We start from the raw sequence: 22573 nt of genomic DNA on the forward strand, positions 1-22573 counted from the left end.
GTTCGATTACTCTAACCCCCATCAACTTCGGACGATGATGCGGTTCGAACGTGTGACCTATTCCGTGGCATTCCACACAGCGACTCACCACAACTCCGCCGGGACTCACCGTCACCACGAAGGAACTCTTCGCACGCAAGGGGCCGGCAGGAAACCCAGCAGCGCGCTGCGCAGCGACGCGCGCCAGGCACGGGTCATCCGGCGGGCGGGCCGGGCAGCCATTCGGCCCAGCCCCACCTGCGCAGACAGGGGACACTCCGGACCATGGGCGCATGACTTTCGCCGACGAGGTGAAGAAGGCCGTCACTCCACGGGCCGCACTGCTCGTCATCGGCGTGCTCGCGCTGCAACTGCTGTTCATCGCGTCCTACATCGGGGCACTGCACGCCCCGAAGCCGACGGACGTCCCCTTCGGGGTGGTCGCACCCCGGCAGATGTCCGCGCGACTCGTCACCGAGCTGAAAAACCTCCCCGGCGGCCCGCTGGACCCGCGCGCGATCACCGACGCGGCCACGGCCCGCGAGCAGATCCTGAACCGCGACATCGACGGGGCCCTGATCGTCAACCCGGCCGGCTCGACCGATACCGTCCTGGTCGCCTCCGGCGGCGGAACAGCGCTGGCAAGCTCACTGACCTCGATCATGAAGAAGGTCGGTCTGACCCAACAGCGCACGGTCAGATCCATCGACGTGGCACCGGCTTCCGACCAGGACTTCGACGGGCTCTCGTCCTTCTATCTGGTCGTCGGCTGGTGCGTTGGCGGCTATCTCTGTGCCTCGATCCTCGCGATCAGCGCGGGCTCCCGGCCGGCCAACCTCGAACGGGCACTGATCCGGACCGGCGCCATGGCGCTGTACTCGATCGCGGGCGGGATCGGCGGCGCGATCATCGTCGGACCGATCCTCGGCGCCCTGCCCGGAAGCTTCTGGGCCCTGTCCGGGCTGGGCGCCCTGGTCGTCTTCGCGGTCGGCATGATCACACTCGCCCTGCAGGCGCTCACCGGCATCATCGGCATCGGCCTGGCCGTCCTGATCATCGTGATCGCGGGCAACCCGAGCGCGGGCGGCGCCTTCCCGCTGCCGATGCTGCCGGACTTCTGGCGGGCGATCGGCCCCGCGCTGCCACCGGGTGCGGGGACCTGGGTGGCGCGCTCGATCGCGTACTTCAAGGGCAACGCGGTGGCCGGACCACTGCTGGTGCTGTCCGCGTGGGCGGTCATCGGCACAGCGCTCACCCTGCTGCTCGCCCTGCGCCGCAGGCAGGACGATGCGGACGCGACGCGCACGGAGACGGTCCCCGGCAACTCGGCACCTCCTTCATCCCCATCTCGCCGCCCCGGTTGAGCGCCTGCCTCACTCCCCGGCCAATTCCTCCGTCCGGGCCGACACCCCTTCGGTCAGGGCGATTTCGACGTCCTCGCCCTCCCAGCCCTGCTGGGTGCGCCACAGGACCTGGATGCCGAAGACGTCGTGGACGGTGGCCGCCGACCAGTCCTCGGCCGGAGGGCCGGCCAGAACGAGGCAAAGGCGGTCGGCAGGCTTGGGCAGCGTGTGGTTGATCTCGATGAGGCGGACCGCTCCCGCGCGGAGGTCGGCGTACGTGGCAAGACCGGCACCGAGCACTTCGTACAGTAGGTGACCGTCCTCCGTCACGCACTCGACGTCGGCGACCGAGGAGTCGGACTTCGGCTGCCGGAGCCGCCGAGGCGATGTCGTCGAAGTAGTCCTCGACTTCACAAGACGTTCCGGCACTTCTCGGACATCCAGTAAGCGCCGGACGACAACTCGTCCGGATATCACTTACACAACCACTGCCGGTGCAGCGAAGCGCCTGCACACGGCACTGTCACTGACATGCCATACGATGCGCGCACCTGTTCACACCTCTTCCGCTTGAGGATGCTTACGTCATGTCTCTCGGTGTCACGTCCCGGTCCCTGCGCGGTATATCCGCTGTCGTAGCCCTGATCTCGATCGGAGCAGTGGGATGCTCCGAAGCCCTCGACAGCGCAAAGGCCGGTGCCGAGAAAGCGGTTCGCCAGCGATCGGTCTTCTCGCTCTCGACCGGCGACTGCTACAACCCGAACAGCGGGGCACCCGAGGGCGAGGAGTTCAGCGTCGAGGTCGTGCCGTGCAAGGAACCGCACGAGGGCCAGGTCATCGGCGACTTCAAGATCGACGGGCAGTCGGCGTACCCCGGTGAGGACAAAACCACACAGATCGCCGACGAACGGTGCCCGGCCGAGGCTCAGAAGTTCACCCCCGACGCCTGGGCCCTGCCCAAGGGCGTCGACGTCTACCACTACTCCCCCACCAAGGAGAGCTGGGCGACCGGCGATCGGGCCGTGAGCTGCACGTACACCAAGGCAGCGGGCAAGTTCTCTGGTTCGTTGAAGAGCAAGTCCCTGAACGCCGACCAGCTCGCGTACCTGAAGGGCTCGAACGCCGTCTACGAGGCCCTGTGGACGAACCAGCCCGAAGCAGATCAGGTCGAGGACGACTTGGCCGGCTACAAGAAGCAGGCCAAAGCCGTTGCCGCCGCGCTCAGCACTCATCTCACGGCGCTGAAGAGCATTCAGCAGCCGGAGACCGTCAAGCTCCGCGCACGGCTGGAGGAGACCGCCGGTGCGTGGGAGAAGGCCGCTTCGGCCGGTGACACGGACGCCTTCTACCTCGCCTACGACCAGGCCTTCGCCGGCATCAACCCGGGCAAGACGGTCGCCGCCCGCAAGGAGCTGAAGCTCGCCACCACCGTCCCGGCCGACGAAGCCGAGGTCTGGGCCGACTGACCCGGTCGGATCACGCCGTCCGGCCGGAGCCGCTGCCGGACGGCGGGGCCCCGAGGCGGCCGAGCGCTTCCGTAGTCAACTGCGGAAGCACTGACCGAGGCTGAGTCAGCGGTGAGCACGGGCCAAGTCGGGGCTGCGGCCGTCGGTTCCCGACTCGGCTCTTCGCCGAGCACGGCGAGGAGATCTCTGCGAGGTGCTGGGCTGGTCCCGTTCCCGGGTTCGCTCCAAGTATCCGTGGGCCTCAAGTTCGCGCAGAGCCGCGGCGATACGGACCTCGCTCCCCCGGGAAGCGGTCGGCAAGCAACCTGATGCCGATCTTGGCTCCGGCGAGCAGCGACTGGATGTGCGCGTCAAGCCCGATCGCGGTGAGGGAGAGCTCGCGATGCTGATGCGTTCTCAGTCGGCGAGATGAGCTGATCGCCCACTACGCGCTGCCATGGAGGGTTTGTCCGGTTCACCAACGAGAGATGCGACCCTTGATGATCAAGGTTGTCGAAGCCTTTGATCACGAACAGGGCTCGCGTTCGCGTGCCCTGCGCGGTCACGCAGCTCATCGACGTCCCACTTCGCCCGGTCCAGCAGGTGCTGCTGCCCGCCGGGGCGCCCCCAGCCGGCGTACTCGGCCAGTTGCCGGCCGGGCACGTGGACGCCCCTCCAGCCGCGGTCTGGCGCAGAAGGCCCAACCCAGTGGCAAGATCGCCCCGTTGACGCCTTTTGGCGCCGCATGCTTGCATCCCGTCATGCCGCCGCTGGAGCCTCTGACGCGCCGCCGCGCTGTGGACCGCGGCCGCCTTCGCGGCGCGCCGCCCTGTGCGCCGGCTCGCGCTGTCCTCTCCCATGTCGGCCTGTCGTCTCAACGATGAGGAACTGTCATGCCTTCACCCGTCTCCGCCGCCCGCCACGACGAATCCGCGTACGACCGCCACAGGCTGAGCCAGTGGCTCTCCGGGGACGCCAGGGCGGACGGGGTCACCCGCCGCCGGCTGCTGACCCTGCTCGCCGCGACCGCCGCCGGGGCCGCGCTCCCCGTGCCGCACCTCGCCCACGCCGCCGATCCCACGATTGTCAAGCCGCTGCCGCCGGAGTGGTTCATCCGGCGCGACACCAACGCCGAGACCCGCTGGGAAGCGCTGCGCGGAACCGGCCACCGCACCCCCAACGAACTGTTCTTCGTACGCAACCACACCGCCACCCCTGTCCTGGATGCCGCCGACTGGCGGCTGAGGCTGTGGGGCAGCGGGTTACGCGGCTCGCCCGGTGAGGACAGGCCGGTGGAGTTCGGGTACGACGATCTGCGCGCCCTGCCCGCCGTGACCCGTACAGCGTTCGTCGAGTGCGCCGGAAACGGCCGCAGCTACTTCAGGACGCAGCAGGGCGAGACGGTCACCGGCACTCCGTGGACGCTGGGGGCGATCGGCGTCGCGCACTGGCGCGGGGTGCGCCTGGCCGACGTCCTGCGCAAGGCCGGGCTGTCCTCGTACGCCGTGGATGTGCAGCCGCGCGGTCTGGACGCCGAGTTCTTCAGCGGCGGCGAGAACCTCGGGCGGGTACGCCGTCCGCTGCCGCTGGCCAAGGCGCTGGACGATGTGCTGCTGGCGTACGAGATGAACGGCGAGTCGCTTCCGTACGACCACGGGTATCCGGTGCGGGTGCTGGTGCCGGGGTGGGTGGGGATCTCGTCGATCAAGTGGGTCGGCGACATCGAGGTGTCCACGCAGCCGCTCTACTCGCCCTGGAACACCATCTTCTACCGTCTGTTCGGCTCCGCATACCCGGAGGAGGGCAGCGCGCCGCTGACCCGGCAGGTGGTCAGGAGCGCCTTCGAGCTCGCGAGCGGGGCGAGGTTCGCCAGGGGGAAGGGGCAGGTGCTGCACGGCCGGTCCTGGTCGGGCGCGGGGGCCATCGCGCGGGTCGATGTCAGCACTGACGGCGGGGCGAGCTGGCGGCCCGCCCGCCTCCACGACCGGCCCCGTGCCGGCACCTGGACCCGCTGGTCCCTGACCTGGAAGCCCGACACGGCCGGCGACACTCACCTCCTGGCCCGCGCCACCGACACGGCCGGCCGCACCCAGCCGGACACCGCCGTGGCCAACACGCAGGGCTTTCTGTTCGACGCAGTGGTGCGTCACCCGGTAACCGTGATCTGACCACCATCACCGCGGGCAGTTCACTCCCGGCCGGGCGTAGGCCTGCGGCCGGTACGCGGCCGGCTGGTGGTGGTCCCGGGGCGACGACCAGCACCAGCGAGGTCTGCTCCTCTGCCAGGCCCTCGGTGCCGACGTCCCCAGCCGTCAGGTGCATCTTCCAGTACTTCCCCGAGGAGACCGACTGAACGGCGGGAACTGTGGAGATGTCATCCAGGAAGACGGACGCGGTGGCAGCCTATGCCTCGCCCCACGTGGCCCCAGCGGTTCGCGTAGCGTCAATGAGCAGTAGGCCGCGGCCAGAAGTGGCACCGGTGGGGGTGGGGGGACGGGTTCGGCAGAATTCGGTCGGGGCGGGTGTCCGTCACCTCGATACGCAGGGCATGGGACAGGAGCAGCAGCGTCAGCCGGAAGTCACGGCCGGGTAGGTGGCCGTGGGTGATCGCGTTGGAGGCCAGCTCGGCCGTGACCAGGGCGACGGTCCGGGCCGAGTCGGAGTCGTACGGGATGTCGCACCAATCGGTGAGCTGCTGCACGGCGAGAGTGCGGGCCAGTCGGGCGCCTCGTCTTGTGCTGCTGAGGCGGAGGCTGAACTCTGGCACGGTCGGGCGGGGTTCGGGAGTGATTGCCTGGTGCTTCACCGTGCCATCGTGGGTGGGTGCATGTGGTGCTGACCAGGTGTGATGACTGTACGCGGTGGTGGTCGTACGAGGTTGGGTATGGGTGCCGGCCTTGGTTGTACGGGGCTTGTACGGGCGTTGTACGGGTCCGGAGCCGTGTCCCGGAAATGCGCCTTCCTGTTGAACCAGGTCCAGTCGCAGTGGGGTGGCCGGAAGGGCGTGAGTGCAGTGCGGGATACGCGGAACGGGCGCGCGGTGAAGGTGAAGCCGAAAGAGGAGAACGATCTGCCGGGCGTATGGGTCGCGTACGGCAGACTCCTCCAGCACCTGCGTTTGCGGGCGAAGTTGACCCAGCAGGCATTGGCTGAGGCCATCGGCTACTCGCTGGAGCAGGTTGCGTCGGTCGAGCAGGGACGACGGCCGGCGAAGTCCACGTTCACCGAGGCGGCGGAACGCGTGCTGGGTGCGGGGGGCGTGCTGGAGGTGTTGCAGGACGACGTGGACCGGGCGAAGCTGCCGCAGTTCTTCCGCCACTTCGCCCTCATCGAGGCGGAGGTGGTGAGCCGCTTCTCGTACGATCCGCTGCTGATGCCGGGGCTGTTGCAGACGGAGGCGTACGCGCGGGCGGTGTTCGCCGGGCACTGCCCGCCGTTCAGCGAGGAGGTCGTCGACCAGCACACGGAGGGGCGGCTGGGCAGGCAGAAGTTGCTTACGCGGGTACCGCTGGCGGAGCTGTCGCTCATCGTGAGCGAGGAGGCGTTGCGTGATCCTGTGGACGGGCCAGAAGTCATGCGGGAACAGTGGCAACGGCTGCTGGAAGTGGGCGCGATGAGAAACGTGGAGATCCAGGTCATGCCCGCCGGGCAAGGGTTCCACCCGGGAAAGAACGGGCCGTTCGTGGTCGCGGAATCCAGTGAACTGCGGCACCTCGGGTACTTCGAGTCACAGGGCGTCGGGTGTGTGGTTCACAATCCCGCCGACGTCAGCGCCTTCGGCCTGCGATATGGCAAGCTGCGATCGCAGGCCCTGAATGTCGAGGAGTCTGCGCGGCTCATCGAACGGCTGATGGGAGAGACATGAGCGTGGAGCAGGTAACCGAGAACGTGGACGAGCTGCGCTGGTTCAAGAGCAGCTACAGCGGATCGGACGGCGGCGACTGCGTGGAGGTGGCTGCCGGTAACGAGGCCGTGTACGTACGCGACTCGAAGGTGGCGGGCGACGGTCCCGTGCTGCGGGTCGGGCGGCGCGAGTGGTCGGCATTCGTGGCGCTCATGGCGGGATAGCGCCGAGCCGGACTCCTGAACGGAACAACGGGCTCGCTGCCGGCGGTCTCGCAGCTGCCCGCGGCGGGTCGTCGGCGTCGGCCCGGGCGCACAACTGACGGACCCGCCGGACGGGCCGACTCAGACCGACCGGCAAGGGGGGCGGCGTCACCGCCGAGGTTGTCGCCGAGGGCGGTGGCGAGCCTTCCGGCCGCGTTCGCCATCAGCGTCCGTACGGTGCACTGCGGTACGTCGTCAATGGCGTTCGCATTCTGGAATGTGATTCCCGCTGCGTCCAGGGCGACAACGGCCGAACCGGCCATCACCGCGCACTTCCTGGATATGCGCCGATGCTTCAACGCCGACCTCCTGCGGGGCCGCGCACAGGCAAGTGAAGTGCCTGAGTGCGGAGGATGGAGCCAGCCACTATTCCGACCGGGCAGACAGCACACAAGGTCGACTTCAGGATGCACACACGAGCGCACCGTTTCGTCCTCACCCCTGCACACCTGCCTGGAACCGCATCGCGCCGGTTCCGCCTGCGAACACACCGTGCGACCGGGCGTCCGGCAATGGACCAGGGCTGGGCCTGTCCGGTATTCACTGTTGATTTACCTCAATTGCCATTCCCTCCAGGGACTTTGATGGGTCATCATCGAATTGGTGGAGAAAGTCGGGCACTCGGTGCCCGCACGGAGTGGAGGAGGCGCGGAATGCGCAATCGGGTGCGCGCAAGGGACGGGCGGCATCTGATGGTGGAGCGTCTGGGCGACCCGCGGGGGAGACCGGTCTTCCTGCTCCACGGAATGCCCGGCAGTCGGCTCGGTCCGGCGCCACGCGGCATGGTGCTGTACCAGCGCAAGACACAGCTCATCACCTATGACCGGCCGGGCTACGGCGACTCCGACCGGCTGGCGGGCCGCTGCGTGGCGGACGTCGTGGAGGATGTGCGGGCCATCGCGGACTCGCTCGGGCTGGAACGGTTCGCCGTGGTGGGCCGCTCCGGCGGCGCCCCGCATGCCCTGGCCTGCGCCGCACTGATGCCGGACCGGGTCACCCGTACCGCCGCTCTGGTCGGGCTCGCCCCCTGGGGCGCGGACGGACTGGACTGGTTCGACGGGATGGCCGCCTCCAATGTGCTGGCGTACACCACGGCGGTGGCCGACCCGGACGGGCTCGCGGAGTCTTTCATCTCCCGGTCGGCAGTGATCAGGCAGGATCCGGTCAAGCTCCTCGACGATCTCCGCCGGGAGCTGACCGACTCCGACCGGGTCGTCGTCAACGACGCCGGAATCCGTTCCATGCTGCTGCGCAACTACAGTGAGGGGCTGCGCACTTCGGCGTACGGGTGGATCGACGACGCGATCGCGCTCTGCACCCCATGGGGCTTCGACCCGGCGGACATCACCGGACCCGTGATGCTGTGGCACGGCGAGAAGGACGTCTTCTCACCGGTCGGGCACTCCCGCTGGCTGGCCGGGCAGATCCCGGGCGCCACCGCAGTGCTGGAGCCGGCGGCGGCGCACTTCGATGCGTTTTCCGTGCTCCCTGGCATCCTCAACTGGCTGCTGGAGGAGCAGGCCACCGCCGCCCCCTCGAAGGGCTGACCCAGGCCGGGCCCGCCATCGGCGGGCCCGGTCGGCTCAGATCGTGATCGGTTCCAGTTCGCGCTGGAACCGGCTGTCCTCCCGGGCGATCCGGGTCAGCGGATGCTCGTCGCCGAGCTGTCGGGTCAGCTCTTCGACCACTTCCGCCCGCACCTGCAACGCCTCGTCCTTGCGCCCCATCGCATCGAGCGTGACAGCCATGTTCGACGTCATGGCCAACGTCTCCGGATGGTGCGCCCCGATGGCCTCCCGAAGCTGCGCGGACACCTGCCGCTCCGTCGACAGCACGATGTCGAGGTCGCCGAGGCCCACGGTTGCGTTGGCCAGGTTCATGACGCAGAACAGGGTGTGCGGATGCTCGCGTCCGAACACCTCGCGCATCGAGGCGACCACCCGTTTCAGCAGTTTCTCCGCCTCCTCCGCCGCACCGGCCCCCGAGAGATAGACGCCGAGGTTGTTCTGGGCGGCCAGGGTGTACGGGTGTTTCTCCCCCGGGACCTTCATGTACTCGTCGACGACCTCCTGTGCGGTGTCCCTCGCCTCGACCGCCTCACCGGCCGCGAACAGGTCGGCCGCCATGTTGAGATCACAGGCCAGCGACTCGGGGTTGGCCGAGGTGTACTTGGCCCGGTACCTGGCACGGGTGGCCACCGTCAGTCTGCGGGCGTCCTCCAGCCGGCCCGCCCTGCGCAGCGAGACCGCGAGGCTCTTCGCCGCACTCAGCGTGCCGGGGAAGGTTGGCCCGAGGTGTGACTTGTAGCTGTCGTAGGTGCGGCTGAGCAGACCGACGGAGTCCTCGTACCGTCCCACGTCCCGCAGATCGCGGGCCAGGTTCATGGCGGACGACAGGCTGTACGGGTGGTTCGCGCCGAGCACCTCGGTGCGCCGGTCGTAGACGTCCTGATCGATCTCCCTGGCCCTGGCGTACTGCCCGACGAGGCGCAGGTTCAGAGCCAGGTTGTTGGCCGCCGCAAGGGTCCTGGGGTGTGAGTCGTGGAAGATCTGGCTGAACCCTTCGGTGGCTTCGGTCGCCAGCTCGATCGCCCGGGTGTAGTCGCCGAGGGTGCCGAGGTCCGTCGCGAGGCTACTGGTGGTCATGTACGTGTGCGGGTGCTCCGAACCCAGTACCTCCCGCTGCCGGGCGAGGGTGATCTCGTCGAGTTCCTTCGCCTCCACATAACGACCGCGCGAGCGGTAGATGTTGGAGAGGTGGAAGCAGAGGTAGAGGTACTGGAGATCCCGCTCGCCGAGCATCTCCTCCCATGTCTCGCGCAATTCGGCGCCGAGGGTGCCGGCCGTTCTGAAGTCACCACGCTTCCACAGGTAGCGCACCCGGTCGATCAGGAGCCTGCGGGTCTCGGGTTCCCTGCAGTTGCGCGCGTCGGACGGGCCGAGGTGCGGCCATATGGTCGCGAACCGCGGCCAGGTCGCCGGGTTGTCGATCGGCTCGTCGTCATCGGGCCGGGCACCCGCCAGAATGCGGTGGACGACATGCCGGGCGTCACGCTGCTCCTCCTCGCTGAGCTGTGCCCGGATGACGGCCTGGACGAGGCGGTGCACCTGGATGGAGTTGGAGACCTGGTCGACCTTGGCGAGGGCGAACCGGCCGATCTCCCGGATGACCCGGCCGAGCACCAGCTTCTCCTGGAGCGAGGGGTCGTACGGCTTCAGCGCCTCGATCATCTCCTTGCTGTACAGGAGGTTGGCGTTGATCGGCTCGGGGGCGAAGAAGGCGCAGAGCTGCAGCAGCCGCACGGCGGCGGGCGAGCGCTCCTTGAGGCGCTGGATGGAGATGTTCCAGGTGGCGGCGACGGGTTCCGGGTAGCCCGCGGGCTGGTTGAGGGCCAGGACCTGAGGGGCCTGCTGGGCGAGCTGTTCCAGATAGGCGTCGATGGGCGTGGCGGTCTCCGCGATCCAGGCCGCCGCCTGTTCCACCGCGAGCGGCAGGTCACCGACAGCGGTGGCCACCTGTGCGGCGTCCTCGACGCTCAGCCCCGGGGCGCGGCGCTGGAGGTGCTCGATGGACTCCTCCCGCAGGAAGACGTCGACGGGCAGCGCGTCGCCGTGCTGGGACCAGGTCTGGTTCCTGGAGGTGACCAGGATGTGACCGGAGCCGCCCTGCGGGAAGTAGCGCCGGAGCCGTTCGGGGTCGTCGGCATTGTCGAAGACCAGCAGCCAGCGATCCGACGGAACTCCGCGACGCAGCAGGTCGATGGCCTCCTGTGAGGCCGCGGCCATGTCGTCGCCGCCCTGGGCGCCGAGCCGGACGCCGAGTTCGGCGAGGCTGGCCACCACGTCGTCGGTCTGCTCGGACGATATCCACCACACCAGGTCGTAGTCGGCCATGAAGCGGTGCACGTACTCGAGAGCGACCTGGGTCTTGCCGACGCCGCCGAGCCCGTACAGGGTCTGCGGCTGGGGAAGCACGACGGCCATGCCGCCGCCGAGCTGGTCACGCATCCGTTCCAGGACCAGGGAGCGCCCGGTGAAGCCGGGGTTGCGGGGTGGTGCGTTCCAGATCTTCGGCACGGTGCCGGGGAAGCGGGGCCCGGGCGCGACCCCGTCGACGAGCTGCACCGGGCGGTCCAGGGCACGCATCAGCGCCGCGGTGGCGTGTACCTCGTCGAGCCGGAAGAGGTCGACGGGGTTGCGGTCGATGTAGGGCGCGGAGAGGCGTACGTCCCCGACCCTGACAGGCAGCAGCTGACGCCTGCCGCCGCCCGGGTCCTCGGCGACTGCCCTTTCCCACAGGCTCACGGCCCGCTGGGACTTGAGATAGGCGCTGGAGAGCAGGACGACGGTACGGGCGGCGGTCTCGGCCGCGAGTTGCGCCGGGTCGGCCTCGCCGGGCTCGGCGGAGACATCGCGCGGGACGACGCGGAATCCGGCCCGGGTGAGGACCGATTCGATCCAGTCGGCCCACATCCGGTTCTCCGCCACATAGTTGAGGAAGAGATCGGCGGGCAGCGCGGGCCTGCGCCGGGTGAAGGCGTCGCGGATGCGGAGCCGTACCTCTTCCCCCACGGGGGGCATCGAGGTGATCTGCCGGTCGGTGATGACGGCGGTGAGCCGCTCGAATGCGGAGAGCAGCGAGTTGGTCAGACCTGCCTCGTCGCCGAAGGTGGCCAGCGTCTCCTCGTACGCGTAGTAGGGGCGGTACGGAATCTCCACCGCTCCCCAGTAGGCGGTGAGTTCGTCACCGGACAGGTCCCGGGGCAGCCGGTCGAACTTCAGCCGGGCCAGGGCGCGGCCCGCGTCGGCCTTCTCCTTCTCGCCCTCGTCGATGCGCATCGGGACGGGGAAGATCGAGATGGGGCGGCCGGTGTAGCGCTCGGAGATCTGCCGGGCGACGGATGCCGCGCCGTCGATGGACTGGTCGCTGAGGGTGAAGCAGTCGACGAGCAGGTCCGGAAGGTGGACGGTGCAGATGTCGGCGATGTCGCTGAGACCGGTCCGGCTGTCGATGAGGACGTAGTCGTAGTTGGCCTTCATGTCGTCGCGCAGGGCGTCGAAGAAGTGCCCGCCACCGAGCCGGTCGTAGAAGTTGTCCCAGTCGAAGGTGGAGACGGTCGCGGAGTATTCGCGGTTCTGACGCCCGGCGGAAACGAAGTCGAGGGTGCCCCCCTGCGGGAACTCCCAGCCGAGCGTCTCCGGGGCGAGTGAGACGGCGTGCGGCTGGATGCGGGCGTAGTCGCGGTGCCAGTCGTCGGCGCGCGGGACCGGGCTGGTGGCGGCCCAGGCGTACTCGGTGATCAGATCGATGACGCCGGTGGTGGCGCCGAGTGTCGACGGGTCGAGGAAGGGATGGAAGAACCGGTGGAGTCCGGGCGCCTCCAGGTCCCAGTCGACGGCCAGTACCCGTTTGCCGTTGGCAGCCAGGATCCAGGCGGTGTTGGCCAGGGCCATCGTGCGCCCGGTACCGCCTTTGTACGAGTAGAAAGTGACGATGCGTCCGTCACGCCCGGCCGTCATACGTCCTCCGCATCCGTCGCAGGGTCGTGCATGTCCGGTATGAACTGTGTGTTGCCCATGGGCCCCATCAGTCGTGTTCGTTCAGTGTGACCGCCGCCCGTCGCCGGCGGATAGACCGCCGCGTGGCGCAGATACTGCTGGGCCGCCGCCTCCACCACCTGGGGCAGCACCTGTCCGAAGGCATCCATGCTGGGCACTCCCCTTGCCGCGGCGCGGCAATATGCGCGCCCCTGTCGAATCTTGGACGGCATGGTCTGTTCGAGCTTCTCGGTCAGCTCCGCCTCGACGGCTCTGCTCTGGGGGTCCTCGCGGTTCCAGGGCACCACCATGGTCACCCACGGGCGGTTCTCGGCGTCGAAGGCCGCGAGCCTGCGACGTCGGTCCTCGTCCATCAGCGCCCAGCGGTCGACGACCAGGATTTCCGGTCTGTTCGGTGGCCCCTTGCTCTCCGCGTGGCCGGATTCCTCGTCGAAGGAGGTAATGGTGGCTTGGTAGTTGAGGGAGCGCACCAGGTCCTCGGCGACATAGGCCAGGGGCCGCGCGGAGGCCGGGTGGTAGGGGTTCCAGTCGTGCGGGTTGTCGCCGTAGTAGTCGGCGTTGCGTCCCTCGGGCAGGTCGTGCCGGGTGGGAGCCGCGATGGTCACCTTCATCGGGCGGGGCGCACCGGCACCGCTGCTCTGCGAGCCGAAGGCGCTGGGGGCCAGCCGGTAGTCGACGGGGCGACCCACTTCGATCCGGGCGGTGGCCGCGACGCTGACGATGCGTTTGGCGAGTTCGTAGACAGCCCGTTCGTACTCCTGGGCGAAGAGTCTGAGTTTGATCAGTCCGTAGAGCCCGTCACTGACGTAACGGTCCCCGAAATCACGGTGATTGAACTGCAGTCGCTCCGCCGGCCCGGGCAGCTGGTTCGGTGGAACCGGCACCCAGAGCGCGGGCACGATCGCTTCGGCGGGCTGATTGCTGCGGGCCCGGTGGGCGATGGCGCGCTGTTCGAAAGCGTGCCACTCCTTTCCGCACATCTCGCTGGCGAAGTAGCGCGGCGAGAAGAGCGGAACGAACACCCGGCAGGTGGCCAGCACGCTGCCGAGCCGTTCCGACCACCCCTCGCCGGACCGTATCTCCCGGTCCATGAACCCGGCGGAGGCACCCGCCGGGAGGTCGGTCATGGCCATCACATGGCCGCAGAGATCCTGAAACAGCCGCTCGACCCACATATCCGGGTCCGTTCCACCGCCGTACCCCGGTGTATGCGCATAGCTCAAGAAGAAGTACGGCCGATGGTCCGCCGCTCGCGGTTGCGTTGATGCGTGCACACGACCCCCGTCCTGTGTGAGCACTCGCATCCGAGGAGTGTAGGAAGAATGCGAGCGAATTCATCATTCCGGAGCGGACTTGCTCCACCCCCATGGCGTTCGGTCATTCAACGCTGCTTTTCAGTCATCCATCCTCACGCCCGGTCAATCAGATTCTTGATCAAAAGCAGTCTTGCAACTGTTCTTCCCGGATGTCCCGTGTGTACCGCTGATCTCCTTCCGGACTGCGGTCAGCAGCTGCTTTCCGTCGATGGTCAGTTCGGCCGCCGCTTCGAGCGTGTCGAGTGCCTGCGGCACCCCGTCCAGGAACCGGGGGTCGAAGAGACCCAGCCCCACCCGCTCATAGGTCATGGACAGCAGGCGGGAGAAGGGAACGGACTTTTCCTGCCAGGGCGTCCGATGGTCCCAGGCTCCGTCCGATGCGTACAGATCCGTGACATCCACGAGGGCCCTCAGCTTGGCCCGCCGGAATCCGCGGAGCAGGCCGAGCGCCAGTTCCTCGGTATCCGTGTACACGCCGATCCCCAACGCCCCGTAGCCGTGCCGTCCCACAGCGGGGCGTCCGGTGGTGAGCGGCGTCAGCGCGATCAGGCTGCCCGCCGCTTCGGCCGCCTGCCCCGGTACGACCGCCGTCAGCCGTTCCCAGGCCCCGGCGAGTGCCGCGCTCCACGCATCGGCCTCGGACTGCCCGAGCCGGGGAGCGACGGGCGTGTCGAAGCAGTCCCGGTACGGGTCGAGGTCGTCGAGTACGAAGCCGACCGCCCCGCCGACACCCACGTGGCGCACCGGAAGCCAGCCGGGGTCTTCCGTCGACGTCCGCACGATCCGCCGTTCGGCGGCGCGCCCGTCCCGCCGGATCAGGAATCCGTCGTCGGTGGCGCGCACGAGGGCGGTGCCGTGCTCCCCCGGCCCACCGATCCGCACCTCCCCGAGGGCGGGGAGGAAGATGCTGCCGTCCCGGTAGGCGACGGGGACATCCCGTTCGAGTCCGGCGCGTACGGCGGCGGCTGCCACGGACGACGACAGCCGCAGCGCCGCCGTCCGGTCGGCACCCGGCCGGTCGTCGTACACGGTGTCCAGCGCGTCGAGCAGCCAGGTGCGGGTGTAGGGATGGGCCAGTACACCGTCCAGGCCGCCGGCGCCCGCTTCCGTCCGGTCCAAGGCCTGCACCAGCTCCCAGGCCTCGTCCCAGCGCTCTCCGCCCCGGCCGTCGAGGTCCGCGTGGAGCCGGGCGAGCAGAGTCCGCGTCAGGTCCTGGTGCGCGGCGATCAGCTCGCGCGGCTCCGCGACCGCGGCCGACTCGGTTTCCGCGGCCGTCCGCACCTCGATGCCACGCACCAGCGCTTCTAGATCCGCGCAGTACACCGAGGGGTTGTCGAATCCGCTGTCCGAACGGTAGCGGTGCGTGTAGAGCCCCCCGCCGCACGAACGTACGACAGGGCAACGGCGACAGGTCTCGCTGACCCCGGCCAGTCCGAGCTGCCGCGCCCGGACCCCGGGGTGCGCCGCGACCTCGTCGAAGGCGTGGGTGAAGACGTCGAACCCGGTGGAGGCCGCGCCTTCATAGGCGCTCTTGAGCGAGTCCACCTGTTCCAGCTGCCCGTCGGTCTCGACGACGACGAGGTCGGTGGGGGCCAGGCCCAGGGACTCGGTGAGACTGGGTCCGCCGCTGAGGCTGGACAGGACCGAGGAGAAGAACCGCACCGGCACCGGCCTGCCCTGTTCCCTCCACCGGTCGAAGATCGCGAGGAGCCAGTCGGCATAGGCCGTGGGCGATCCGTCCGGACGCGGCGGCGGCTGGTCCCAGGTGGCGTGCGGAAGGAGGAAGTCGATGAGCGGCGGATCGAGTTCGGCCAGGGCGTCGAACACCGCGTGCGGATCGTTCCGGATGTCGACGGTGCACAGCAGGCCGAGATTGAGATGCCGGTAGCGCTCCTGACGGAGGAGTTCGACGGCTCGCAGGACCAGGGGGTGGCTGGTGCGTCCGTCGGCGAAACGGCGGTGCCGGTCGTTGGCGGCCCGGTCGCCGTCGAGCGAGATGCCGACCTTGACGCCGAACTCGTCGAAGAGGTCGAGATAGCGCGGGCTGAGCTGCAGGCCGTTGGTATGGATCCGTAGATCGAGATCGGCGATGCCGTTCAGCGCCGAGGTGAGTTCCTCGCAGACGCGGCGCAGACGCGCGGGGCCCGCCAGGAGAGGCTCCCCTCCGTGCAGGATCACTGACACGGAGGGCAGCGCATGCGTCAGGGCATGCTCGGCCAAGCGTTGAGCGGTCCAGGAAATAGCCTCATCAGAGATTGCCTTAGGGCGGGTACGCCAGCTCTGATCAGCATGTTCATAGACGTAACAGTGGTCGCAGGCAAGGTCACACCTGCTGTGCACTTTGAGCACAATTTCACGGAAGGGGACCAGGGGTCCTGTCATTCCGTCAGTCTAGCCACCTTACGGCGCGACTCAGAGAGCCGAGCTGAAGGTTGACGCCTTGGTGGAACGGCCGGTCGACGTGCTGAATACCCGATCGAGCTTCCTGGTGGCTTCGGCGCCACGGATGTCGATCTCAGCGAGCGGCACACGGCTCTTCGCATTGGCGAAGGATGAGGTGGATTCGTTGGTCTTCACGGCCGTCCTTGATGGGATTGTTCCGGACACTGAAACGCTTCCGGCTACTGCACAAATGCAGTATCCGGCGGCACGACTTTACTCCGCTGACAGCGCTTGGCAAATGCTGACGTCGCACGAAACGCAGCTGCCGCACAGCATTACGCCAGACGGCACGCGACTCGACATTCCTCCGTCGGAGTGAGGAGAGAAAGCGCAGGCAGGAGCGGATGACACGAGCCAGTTCCGGAAGGTCGGACTCTCCCCTCCGCCGGCCTGTGCGCGGGCCGGCGGGGTGCCCCTGCACCAAGGCCGGGTGATGCGCCACCCCGATTTCGGCGAAAGGTACGTGGATTTGACTTCAGGACAGATGCGCGATGCCGCGTGTTCACTTCCACTCCGTTCACCCGCCCGGCGCCATGTTCTGCCGGTTCCGTCCGCGAACGCCTCCCCTCGGCTGCCTCCGTCGAGAGGACGGGCGGGTCCTGCCGAGCCTCTCATTCGAGCGGGGCGTTGAGATCCGTCCTCGCCCCCTTCATGCAGTTCAGGACGCGCTCGTGGGTGTCACCGACGACATCGGTGACCCTGAACCGCAGGTACAGCGCCTCGACGTCACGGACGAATCGCTTCGAGAAAGCGCCCACCAGCATCGTCTCGTATCCCCCGGTGCCCGCCAGGGGGAAGCCCGCCCCGAAGCGGATGATCTGGAAGTCCTGCGCGACGACGAGCCCGGCAGCTGCCAGTTCGGTCACAGCCTCGTCGAGATCGACCCACCGCGCGCCGCCGGAGTCGACCTGCCCGGTCAGGACCAGGCGGCAGTCCCAGGACTCGATCACGGCAAGGTGCTGCCCACCGTTGAGCACACCGACGCGCCACGCGGACGCGTCCTCCCTCAGATGCCCCTTCTGCCAGGATCCGCGCCAGCCCAGGTACGGACGCACCGTGCGGGCGTACTGCGCCCTGGCCAAAACCGCGCCACCGGCAACGGCCAGCAGACTGCCCAGGGCGTCCATGTCGAGCAGGTGCAGGCGCCACGGCCATTCGGTCTGCGCCTCAGCTGCGATGTTGGACCGGATCACTTCCCAGAGAAGGATCGCGGTGAGCAGTGCGAGCAGTACGAGGGGTGTGGTGAACAGCAGTGGGCTCCGCCGGATCCTTCGTTGGGCACCGGCCGGCGACTCAACGTCGTCCTCGTTCGTTTCCCGCACGTTCGCTCCCCCGGCGAGAGGCGAGCCCCGACTCACCCGATGCGGTAACTCGCCTGCAAACAAAAGTAAGTTGACCAACCATGCCACAGCTTTTCGGATAGCACGAGAGCGACCGGATCCGGATCCGCGGAAGCAGCCCGCATCCAGGGCACCATTGCAGTGTCCGGGCGGGCGACCTTACTCTCGTGCACCCGGTCGGCCTCCGCCCACGCACGCGTGCGCCCCGGGCACCGCGCAGGGGCCTTCCAGACCTTCGGCCGGACCGGACGGGCCATCTGCCTGGCTGAACGAGCATGTCCAAAACTGCAGACGGGGTGAACATGACGGCGATTCCCGGACCGCTTCAGTCCATGGTCTTCAGGAGCGAGGACCTCCCGGCGCTCTTCCACCACACGGACGCCATCGCCATCGCACGCCAGCGGGAGGCGGTCAATACGACCCGTGGCCAGCTGATCCTGCTGGTGGCGGGTGCCGTACCGGCGGCCCTGCCCTGGCACGGCGGGATCAGTGGCTCATTTCAACTCCTTGACGCGGTCGGTGCGTTGGCCTACCTCGGGGTTCTGGTCACGACGTATGCCGCTTCCCGGCGCAAGGCAAAGTCGCATTGGCAACTGAACCGCTCCGCCGCCGAGTTCATCAAGTCGATGTGCTGGCGCTACGCCGTCCACGGCTCCCCGTTCGACACCGGTACCCAGCACCCGGAAGCGGTGTTCGCCAACCGGCTCGAAGAGGGTCTGCAGGAGCTCAGAAAGGTCGGCTGGGTGGACCCCCGGGACGAGATGAACGATGCCGGCAGCGGGCTCATCACGGACTCCATGCGGGAGCTACGGAGCAGGGCGTTCACGGTGCGCAAGGAAACCTACGTACGGGACCGGCTGATCGAACAGCGGCGCTGGTACCGCAGGCGCCAGCAGGTTTCGCGGCGCGGCGCGCTCGTCTGGTCGAGCGCCATCGCCGCACTGACCACGCCGGCGCTGACGCTCAGCCTGCTCCAGACGTTCGGAGCCGCCCGGTCCTTCGCCCTGACGGGGGCGCTCTCGGCGGCAGCGGCCGCCTGCCTCGCCTGGAACGAGATGCGCCGCCATCACCCGCTGATATCCGCGCACTCGCTGGTCGAGAAGGACCTGGAGTCGATGCAGGCCGCCATGGAGACCAGCCTGACCGAACGGCAGTGGCCGGTCGCGGTCTTCGAGACCGAGCGGATCGTCTCCCCCGAACACACCGACTGGCTGGCCCGGCACCGCATGTGAGACGAGGCCGGTGAGGTGACGTCGGATCAGGTGCGCTCGACCCCGTCGCGCCAGATCACCGTGACCGGGCGGCCGAGCGTCCGCGCGTACGTCACGATGTCGCCCGTGCCGCCGAAGCCGCGGGCCGGCCGGCCGTCCCACACCGCGAGCAGCCGGTCGCAGTGATCGGCGATATAGGCACCCGCCGCGTAGTACGCCTCGTCGGTGGAGTGCGGGAAGTCCAGCAGCACCTCCCGGGCCGCCCGGTCCTTGAGTCTCCGGTAGCGGGCCAGTTCGGCGCCGGCGGCGAACGATGTCTCGTAGTCCCCGCTGGGGATGACGACGGTCAGTTCGGCCCCGTGGGCGAGTGCCAGATCGGCGAAGAGCTGATCCGCTCCCACGGCCAGGCTGGAGAGGGCTTCCAGGGAGCCGTCGAGCTCGCAGAGCGCCGCCCGGATCCCGGCCAGCACATGGACGTGCGCCTCCTCGGGAATGCTGCGATGGCCGGTCACTCCGATGCGTTTCACGGACTGAACCCCCTGGAGTGTCTCCGGGGGTTCCCGGAGGACATCCCTCCGGGAGGCACAGCATCCGCCCCCGTTGTTCCTGCGCGACCGACCTGTCCCACATCCTCTCAAAAGCCGCGGGGTGTGCGGGAGCCCCCGCCCGGAATTCGGGCGAGGGCTCCGTCATGTGTGCGATCGGGCGCCGGTGCGTCAGTAGACGCTGACGCCGTATGCGCTGAGCGCCTCGGTGACCGGCTGGAAGTACGTCGTACCGCCGGAGCTGCAGTTGCCGCTGCCGCCCGACGTGAGCCCGATCGCCTTGGTGCCGGAGTAGAGCGGACCGCCGGAATCGCCTGGCTCCGCACAGACATTCGTCTTGATCATGCCGTAGACGATGTCTCCACCGCCGTAGTTGACCGTGGCGTTGAGACCGGTGACGGATCCGCTGTGGATGCCGGTGGTGGAGCCGCGACGGGTGACTGACATGCCTACCGTCGCGTTGGCCGCGCTGGTGATGTCCTGGCTGCCGACGGTGCCCGCGTGGGCGACGGAGGCGTTGTCGTACCGCACCAGGCCGTAGTCATTGGTCGGGAAGCTGGATCCGACCGTCGGGCCGATGTACGTCGAGTTCGACGAGTTCGTGTACCAGGGTGGGTTGCCGTCGGTGCAGTGACCGGCGGTCAGGAAGTAGTAGGTGCTGCCGCTGCGGACGTTGAAGCCGAGGGAGCAGCGCCAGCCGGGGGCGTAGATGGCGTCGCCGCCGGAGAGCAGCTTGCTGAAGGTGCCGGATGTGCGCTCGATGCGCAGAGCGCCCGCGTTGGCGCCGGCGGACTTCTTGATCTGCTTGATCTCGGCCTGGGTGACCGTGCTGTCGGCAGTGACGACGAGGGTCTTGGTCGCCGGATCTATGTTCCAGGCGGTACCGCCGATGTCGGCGCCGAGCACCGCATCACTGGCGGCGGAGAGCTGGTCGGCGCTGAATGTCGTGGTGGAGTTGGCGTGGGCGCTGGGGACGGCGATTGCGGCGACGGCCACCAGGCCCGCGGCGACCGCGACGATCCGGCTGCGTCTTGCTGTGGCACTGAGGGGGGTGGTGCGCTTGTTCCTCACTTGTCATTCCTCCCGAGGGGAAACGGGGGTCCGCCAGTGGGGTGGTCGGACCCGTGAGGCGCAGTCGGGGGCGCGGCCGCGTGTCCGTTCGGGATGCGACGTGCTCCTGACAAGCGCTGCTCGGGAGTATTCAAGGTGTCAACTCCTCGCGCAAGAGCGCCCTTTGGCCTGATCTCGGAGGAAGGGCCGGCCTACCTTTCCACACCGGCTCGGCCGGCCCGACATGCGACCGCAGAGTGGAACCGGTGCATTCGGAGCGGAAAGCTCCGAGTTCTTGGAGGAGCGGGACCACCCGGTCGACGAAGTCGTCGAGGCCGCCCGGCGTGAGATGCGGGGTGGCCCTGCGGGGAGCGCGGGACGGTGAACTCGCCCTCGATGTTCCGAACGCCATCCGCTCGTCCTTCGCCCCGACCTGGCCGCGCTGCCGTGACGTGTGCTTTCGCGCTGCCCGACTGCCTGTTCACGGTCGACGACCCGGAGAACCTCATGCCCCCGTTAACGGTCGACGACCCGGAGAATCAGCGTGATCGGTTCGCGGCTGCGGGCGAGGTGGTGTGCATCGGCGGGCCGTTCTGAGGCCGCGTCGGGGCCGAGGGTGCTCAGGAAGGTCAGGGCGAGCACGGCCAGCGTAATGTGCCGGTGCCAAGGTCGGGTGCCTGACCTGGTAGTGGTCGAGTCCGACCGGGCCCTTCTCGTCCTGGTGGGGGAGCCGACCGCCATCCTCCTCTTCGGGATCACCGGCTCCAGGAAGGCGAGCCTTGCCCAGGCCCTGGCCGACCGCGGCCTGATCTCTCAGCGTCGACGAGGGGATTGGGCCAGTCGGTTCGGCATGGTGTCCATGCTGCCGCAGTACCCCGGGGGTCAGGCGGCAGGCGTGTCCCAGACGGTGATCTCCAGACGTCCCGTGCCCTGGACCGGCGCAGTGAGGACGCGGAGATAGGCCGTACGACCCTTGCCTGTCAGCAGGCAGAACCGGTCGCCTGGCTTGACCTCCGTGGTGTAGGTGCCGTTGGTCCGGACGCTCTCGGCGCACTGCGTGGCCGTCGGCGCGGCACCCGAGGCCGGCAGCGGGGCCAGGTTCTCGGCACGCGCAGGCGGTGGTCGCTGCAGCCGAGGCGGGGAACCTGCGGACTGTACAGGAGGAAGCCCGTGCTGGTCTCAGCGCTCTGCGGGGGCTGCTGTCCGGGCTACGCGGACGGGACAGCAACGACGTGAGTGACGGGAGGGACGGGGAAGACGCCCCGCCCCCTACTACTTCCGGGATCGCCGCACTGGCCAGGCGGTACGGCGGCGCTGTCCAATACATCGGCCCGCGCCGTCCGCTGCCCGCTGTCGTGGAGGTCTTCGCATACCGGATCGCCTCCACGCTCATGGCCGTGGGCGTGACTCTCACCGTGCGCAGAGTCCACGACGGGGTAGAGGTCTCCGGTCCAGCACCCGCCGTTCCGGGGGTGGAGCGGCAGCTGCGCGCCATTGCGGACGCTGCCGGAGGTCTTCCCATGGTGATCAGAGTGACCGTCGCGGACGACCAGGCCGTCGTACGGGCCGGGATCGCGGCGATTCTCGACGCAGAACCCGACCTATGCGTTGTCGGGCAGGCCACAGACGGCGACACGGCGGTCGAACTCGCTCTGTCGTCGCGGCCGGACGTCGCGTTGATGGACATCCGGATGCCGGGAATCGGGGGCCTCGCGGCGACCGCAAGGATCACCGAACGGAACCCTGCAACCCGTGTACTGGTGCTCACCACCTTCGATCTCGACGAGTATCTGTTCGCCGCACTGCGCGCCGGAGCCGCCGGTTTCCTGCTCAAGGACGCCGAACCGGAGCGGGTCATCGACGCGGTGCGGGTGATCTACGGGGGCGCCGCGCTGCTGGATCCGGCGGTGACCCGCAGACTGATCGACCGGTTCACCGACGCGCCCGGCCCACTCGACACGGCACGGCTCGACCGGCTCACTCCGCGCGAGACCGAGGTACTCCGGCAGGTCGCGCGTGGGCTGTCCAATTCGGAAATCGCGGCAGTGCTGGGGGTGAGCCCGCCCACCGTGAAGGACCACGTCTCCGTCCTCCTCGGCAAGCTCGGTGTGCGCGACCGGGTGCAGGCGACGATCGCCGCATATGAGACGGGTCTGATCCGCCCCGGCAGCCGTCTGACACCCCCGCCGCGGGGCGGGGGTGTCACCCCGCCGTAGGGCGGTCGGCGCATGCTGCCA

17 protein-coding genes and 4 pseudogenes are annotated in these 22573 nt (G+C 68.5%); 8 read left to right on the plus strand and 13 right to left on the minus strand.

Annotated elements, in window-relative coordinates:
- Positions 1–272 precede the first annotated feature (272 nt).
- Positions 273–1343: a DUF3533 domain-containing protein gene (locus AB0N06_RS02080; protein WP_366132851.1), complete on the plus strand. Its 1071-nt coding sequence runs from the start codon at positions 273–275 to the stop codon at positions 1341–1343.
- Positions 1344–1352: 9 nt separating this feature from the next.
- On the opposite strand, the pseudogene AB0N06_RS02085 reads toward AB0N06_RS02080, so the two are convergent.
- Positions 1353–1691: pseudogene (locus tag AB0N06_RS02085) on the minus strand (hypothetical protein); the annotation flags it as partial.
- A gap of 218 nt (positions 1692–1909) precedes the next feature.
- Between AB0N06_RS02085 and AB0N06_RS02090 the strand changes: the two are divergent.
- A complete protein-coding gene (locus AB0N06_RS02090) occupies positions 1910–2788 on the plus strand; it encodes a septum formation family protein (protein ID WP_366132852.1) in 879 nt (292 codons plus the stop codon).
- A gap of 207 nt (positions 2789–2995) precedes the next feature.
- Here AB0N06_RS02090 and AB0N06_RS02095 read toward each other — a convergent pair.
- Positions 2996–3206 (minus strand): annotated as a pseudogene (locus AB0N06_RS02095) (hypothetical protein); the annotation flags it as partial.
- A gap of 454 nt (positions 3207–3660) precedes the next feature.
- Here AB0N06_RS02095 and AB0N06_RS02100 point away from each other — a divergent pair.
- Positions 3661–4935: a sulfite oxidase gene (locus tag AB0N06_RS02100; RefSeq protein WP_366132853.1), complete on the plus strand. Its 1275-nt coding sequence runs from the start codon at positions 3661–3663 to the stop codon at positions 4933–4935.
- Positions 4936–5210: 275 nt separating this feature from the next.
- On the opposite strand, the gene AB0N06_RS02105 is transcribed toward AB0N06_RS02100, so the two are convergent.
- The gene (locus AB0N06_RS02105; RefSeq protein ID WP_366132854.1) at positions 5211–5573 is read right to left on the minus strand and encodes an ATP-binding protein; all 363 of its coding nucleotides are present in this window, start codon (positions 5571–5573) and stop codon (positions 5211–5213) included.
- A 207-nt stretch (positions 5574–5780) separates the two neighbouring features.
- On the opposite strand from AB0N06_RS02105, the gene AB0N06_RS02110 reads away from it, so the two are divergent.
- Both AB0N06_RS02110 and AB0N06_RS02115 read left to right on the plus strand, forming a co-directional pair.
- Positions 5781–6632 carry a helix-turn-helix transcriptional regulator gene (locus tag AB0N06_RS02110; protein ID WP_366132913.1) on the plus strand — a complete coding sequence of 284 codons (852 nt, stop codon included), beginning with the start codon at positions 5781–5783 and terminating at the stop codon, positions 6630–6632.
- Entirely contained in the window at positions 6629–6835 is a 207-nt protein-coding gene (locus AB0N06_RS02115; protein ID WP_366132855.1) for a DUF397 domain-containing protein, read from the plus strand. The genes AB0N06_RS02110 and AB0N06_RS02115 overlap by 4 nt, the downstream gene beginning before the upstream one ends.
- A 140-nt stretch (positions 6836–6975) precedes the next feature.
- On the opposite strand, the pseudogene AB0N06_RS02120 reads toward AB0N06_RS02115, so the two are convergent.
- Positions 6976–7173: pseudogene (locus tag AB0N06_RS02120) on the minus strand (S1 family peptidase); the annotation flags it as partial.
- A 354-nt stretch (positions 7174–7527) separates the two neighbouring features.
- On the opposite strand from AB0N06_RS02120, the gene AB0N06_RS02125 reads away from it, so the two are divergent.
- The gene (locus tag AB0N06_RS02125) at positions 7528–8421 is read left to right on the plus strand and encodes an alpha/beta fold hydrolase (RefSeq protein WP_366132856.1); all 894 of its coding nucleotides are present in this window, start codon (positions 7528–7530) and stop codon (positions 8419–8421) included.
- Between the two features lie 36 nt (positions 8422–8457).
- Here AB0N06_RS02125 and fxsT read toward each other — a convergent pair whose 3' ends face one another.
- The 5 genes from fxsT to AB0N06_RS02150 all read right to left on the minus strand — a co-directional run bounded on the left by fxsT (position 8458) and on the right by AB0N06_RS02150 (position 17512).
- The gene (gene fxsT / locus AB0N06_RS02130) at positions 8458–12393 is read right to left on the minus strand and encodes an FxSxx-COOH system tetratricopeptide repeat protein (RefSeq protein WP_366132857.1); all 3936 of its coding nucleotides are present in this window, start codon (positions 12391–12393) and stop codon (positions 8458–8460) included.
- Positions 12390–13736, minus strand: a complete 1347-nt coding sequence (fsxC, locus tag AB0N06_RS02135) for an FxsC protein (protein WP_366132858.1) — start codon at positions 13734–13736, stop codon at positions 12390–12392. The genes fxsT and fsxC overlap by 4 nt, the downstream gene beginning before the upstream one ends.
- Before the next feature lie 114 nt (positions 13737–13850).
- Entirely contained in the window at positions 13851–16130 is a 2280-nt protein-coding gene (fxsB, locus tag AB0N06_RS02140; protein WP_366132859.1) for a radical SAM/SPASM protein FxsB, inactivated metallohydrolase extension form, read from the minus strand.
- A 30-nt stretch (positions 16131–16160) separates the two neighbouring features.
- Complete coding sequence (fxsA, locus tag AB0N06_RS02145) at positions 16161–16325, minus strand: FxSxx-COOH cyclophane-containing RiPP peptide (protein WP_366132860.1); 165 nt, start codon at positions 16323–16325, stop codon at positions 16161–16163.
- Positions 16326–16801: 476 nt separating this feature from the next.
- Complete coding sequence (locus tag AB0N06_RS02150; RefSeq protein WP_366132861.1) at positions 16802–17512, minus strand: hypothetical protein; 711 nt, start codon at positions 17510–17512, stop codon at positions 16802–16804.
- A 350-nt stretch (positions 17513–17862) separates the two neighbouring features.
- On the opposite strand from AB0N06_RS02150, the gene AB0N06_RS02155 reads away from it, so the two are divergent.
- A complete protein-coding gene (locus AB0N06_RS02155; protein WP_366132914.1) occupies positions 17863–18762 on the plus strand; it encodes a DUF4231 domain-containing protein in 900 nt (299 codons plus the stop codon).
- A 26-nt stretch (positions 18763–18788) separates the two neighbouring features.
- On the opposite strand, the gene AB0N06_RS02160 is transcribed toward AB0N06_RS02155, so the two are convergent.
- From AB0N06_RS02160 to AB0N06_RS02175, 4 genes and pseudogenes are all read right to left on the minus strand, one after another.
- Positions 18789–19268: a hypothetical protein gene (locus tag AB0N06_RS02160; protein WP_366132862.1), complete on the minus strand. Its 480-nt coding sequence runs from the start codon at positions 19266–19268 to the stop codon at positions 18789–18791.
- A 189-nt stretch (positions 19269–19457) separates the two neighbouring features.
- Positions 19458–20357, minus strand: coding sequence for a S1 family peptidase (locus tag AB0N06_RS02165; protein WP_366132863.1), 900 nt, complete (start codon positions 20355–20357; stop codon positions 19458–19460).
- Between the two features lie 130 nt (positions 20358–20487).
- Positions 20488–20691: pseudogene (locus AB0N06_RS02170) on the minus strand (hypothetical protein); the annotation flags it as partial.
- Positions 20692–20852: 161 nt separating this feature from the next.
- A complete protein-coding gene (locus AB0N06_RS02175) occupies positions 20853–20978 on the minus strand; it encodes a hypothetical protein (RefSeq protein WP_366132864.1) in 126 nt (41 codons plus the stop codon).
- A gap of 878 nt (positions 20979–21856) precedes the next feature.
- Here AB0N06_RS02175 and AB0N06_RS02180 point away from each other — a divergent pair.
- Positions 21857–22552, plus strand: coding sequence for a response regulator transcription factor (locus AB0N06_RS02180; protein WP_366132915.1), 696 nt, complete (start codon positions 21857–21859; stop codon positions 22550–22552).
- The last annotated feature ends 21 nt before the right edge of the window (positions 22553–22573 follow it).

It is taken from the genome of Streptomyces sp. NPDC051020, assembly GCF_040683105.1.
GTDB lineage: Bacteria > Actinomycetota > Actinomycetes > Streptomycetales > Streptomycetaceae > Streptomyces.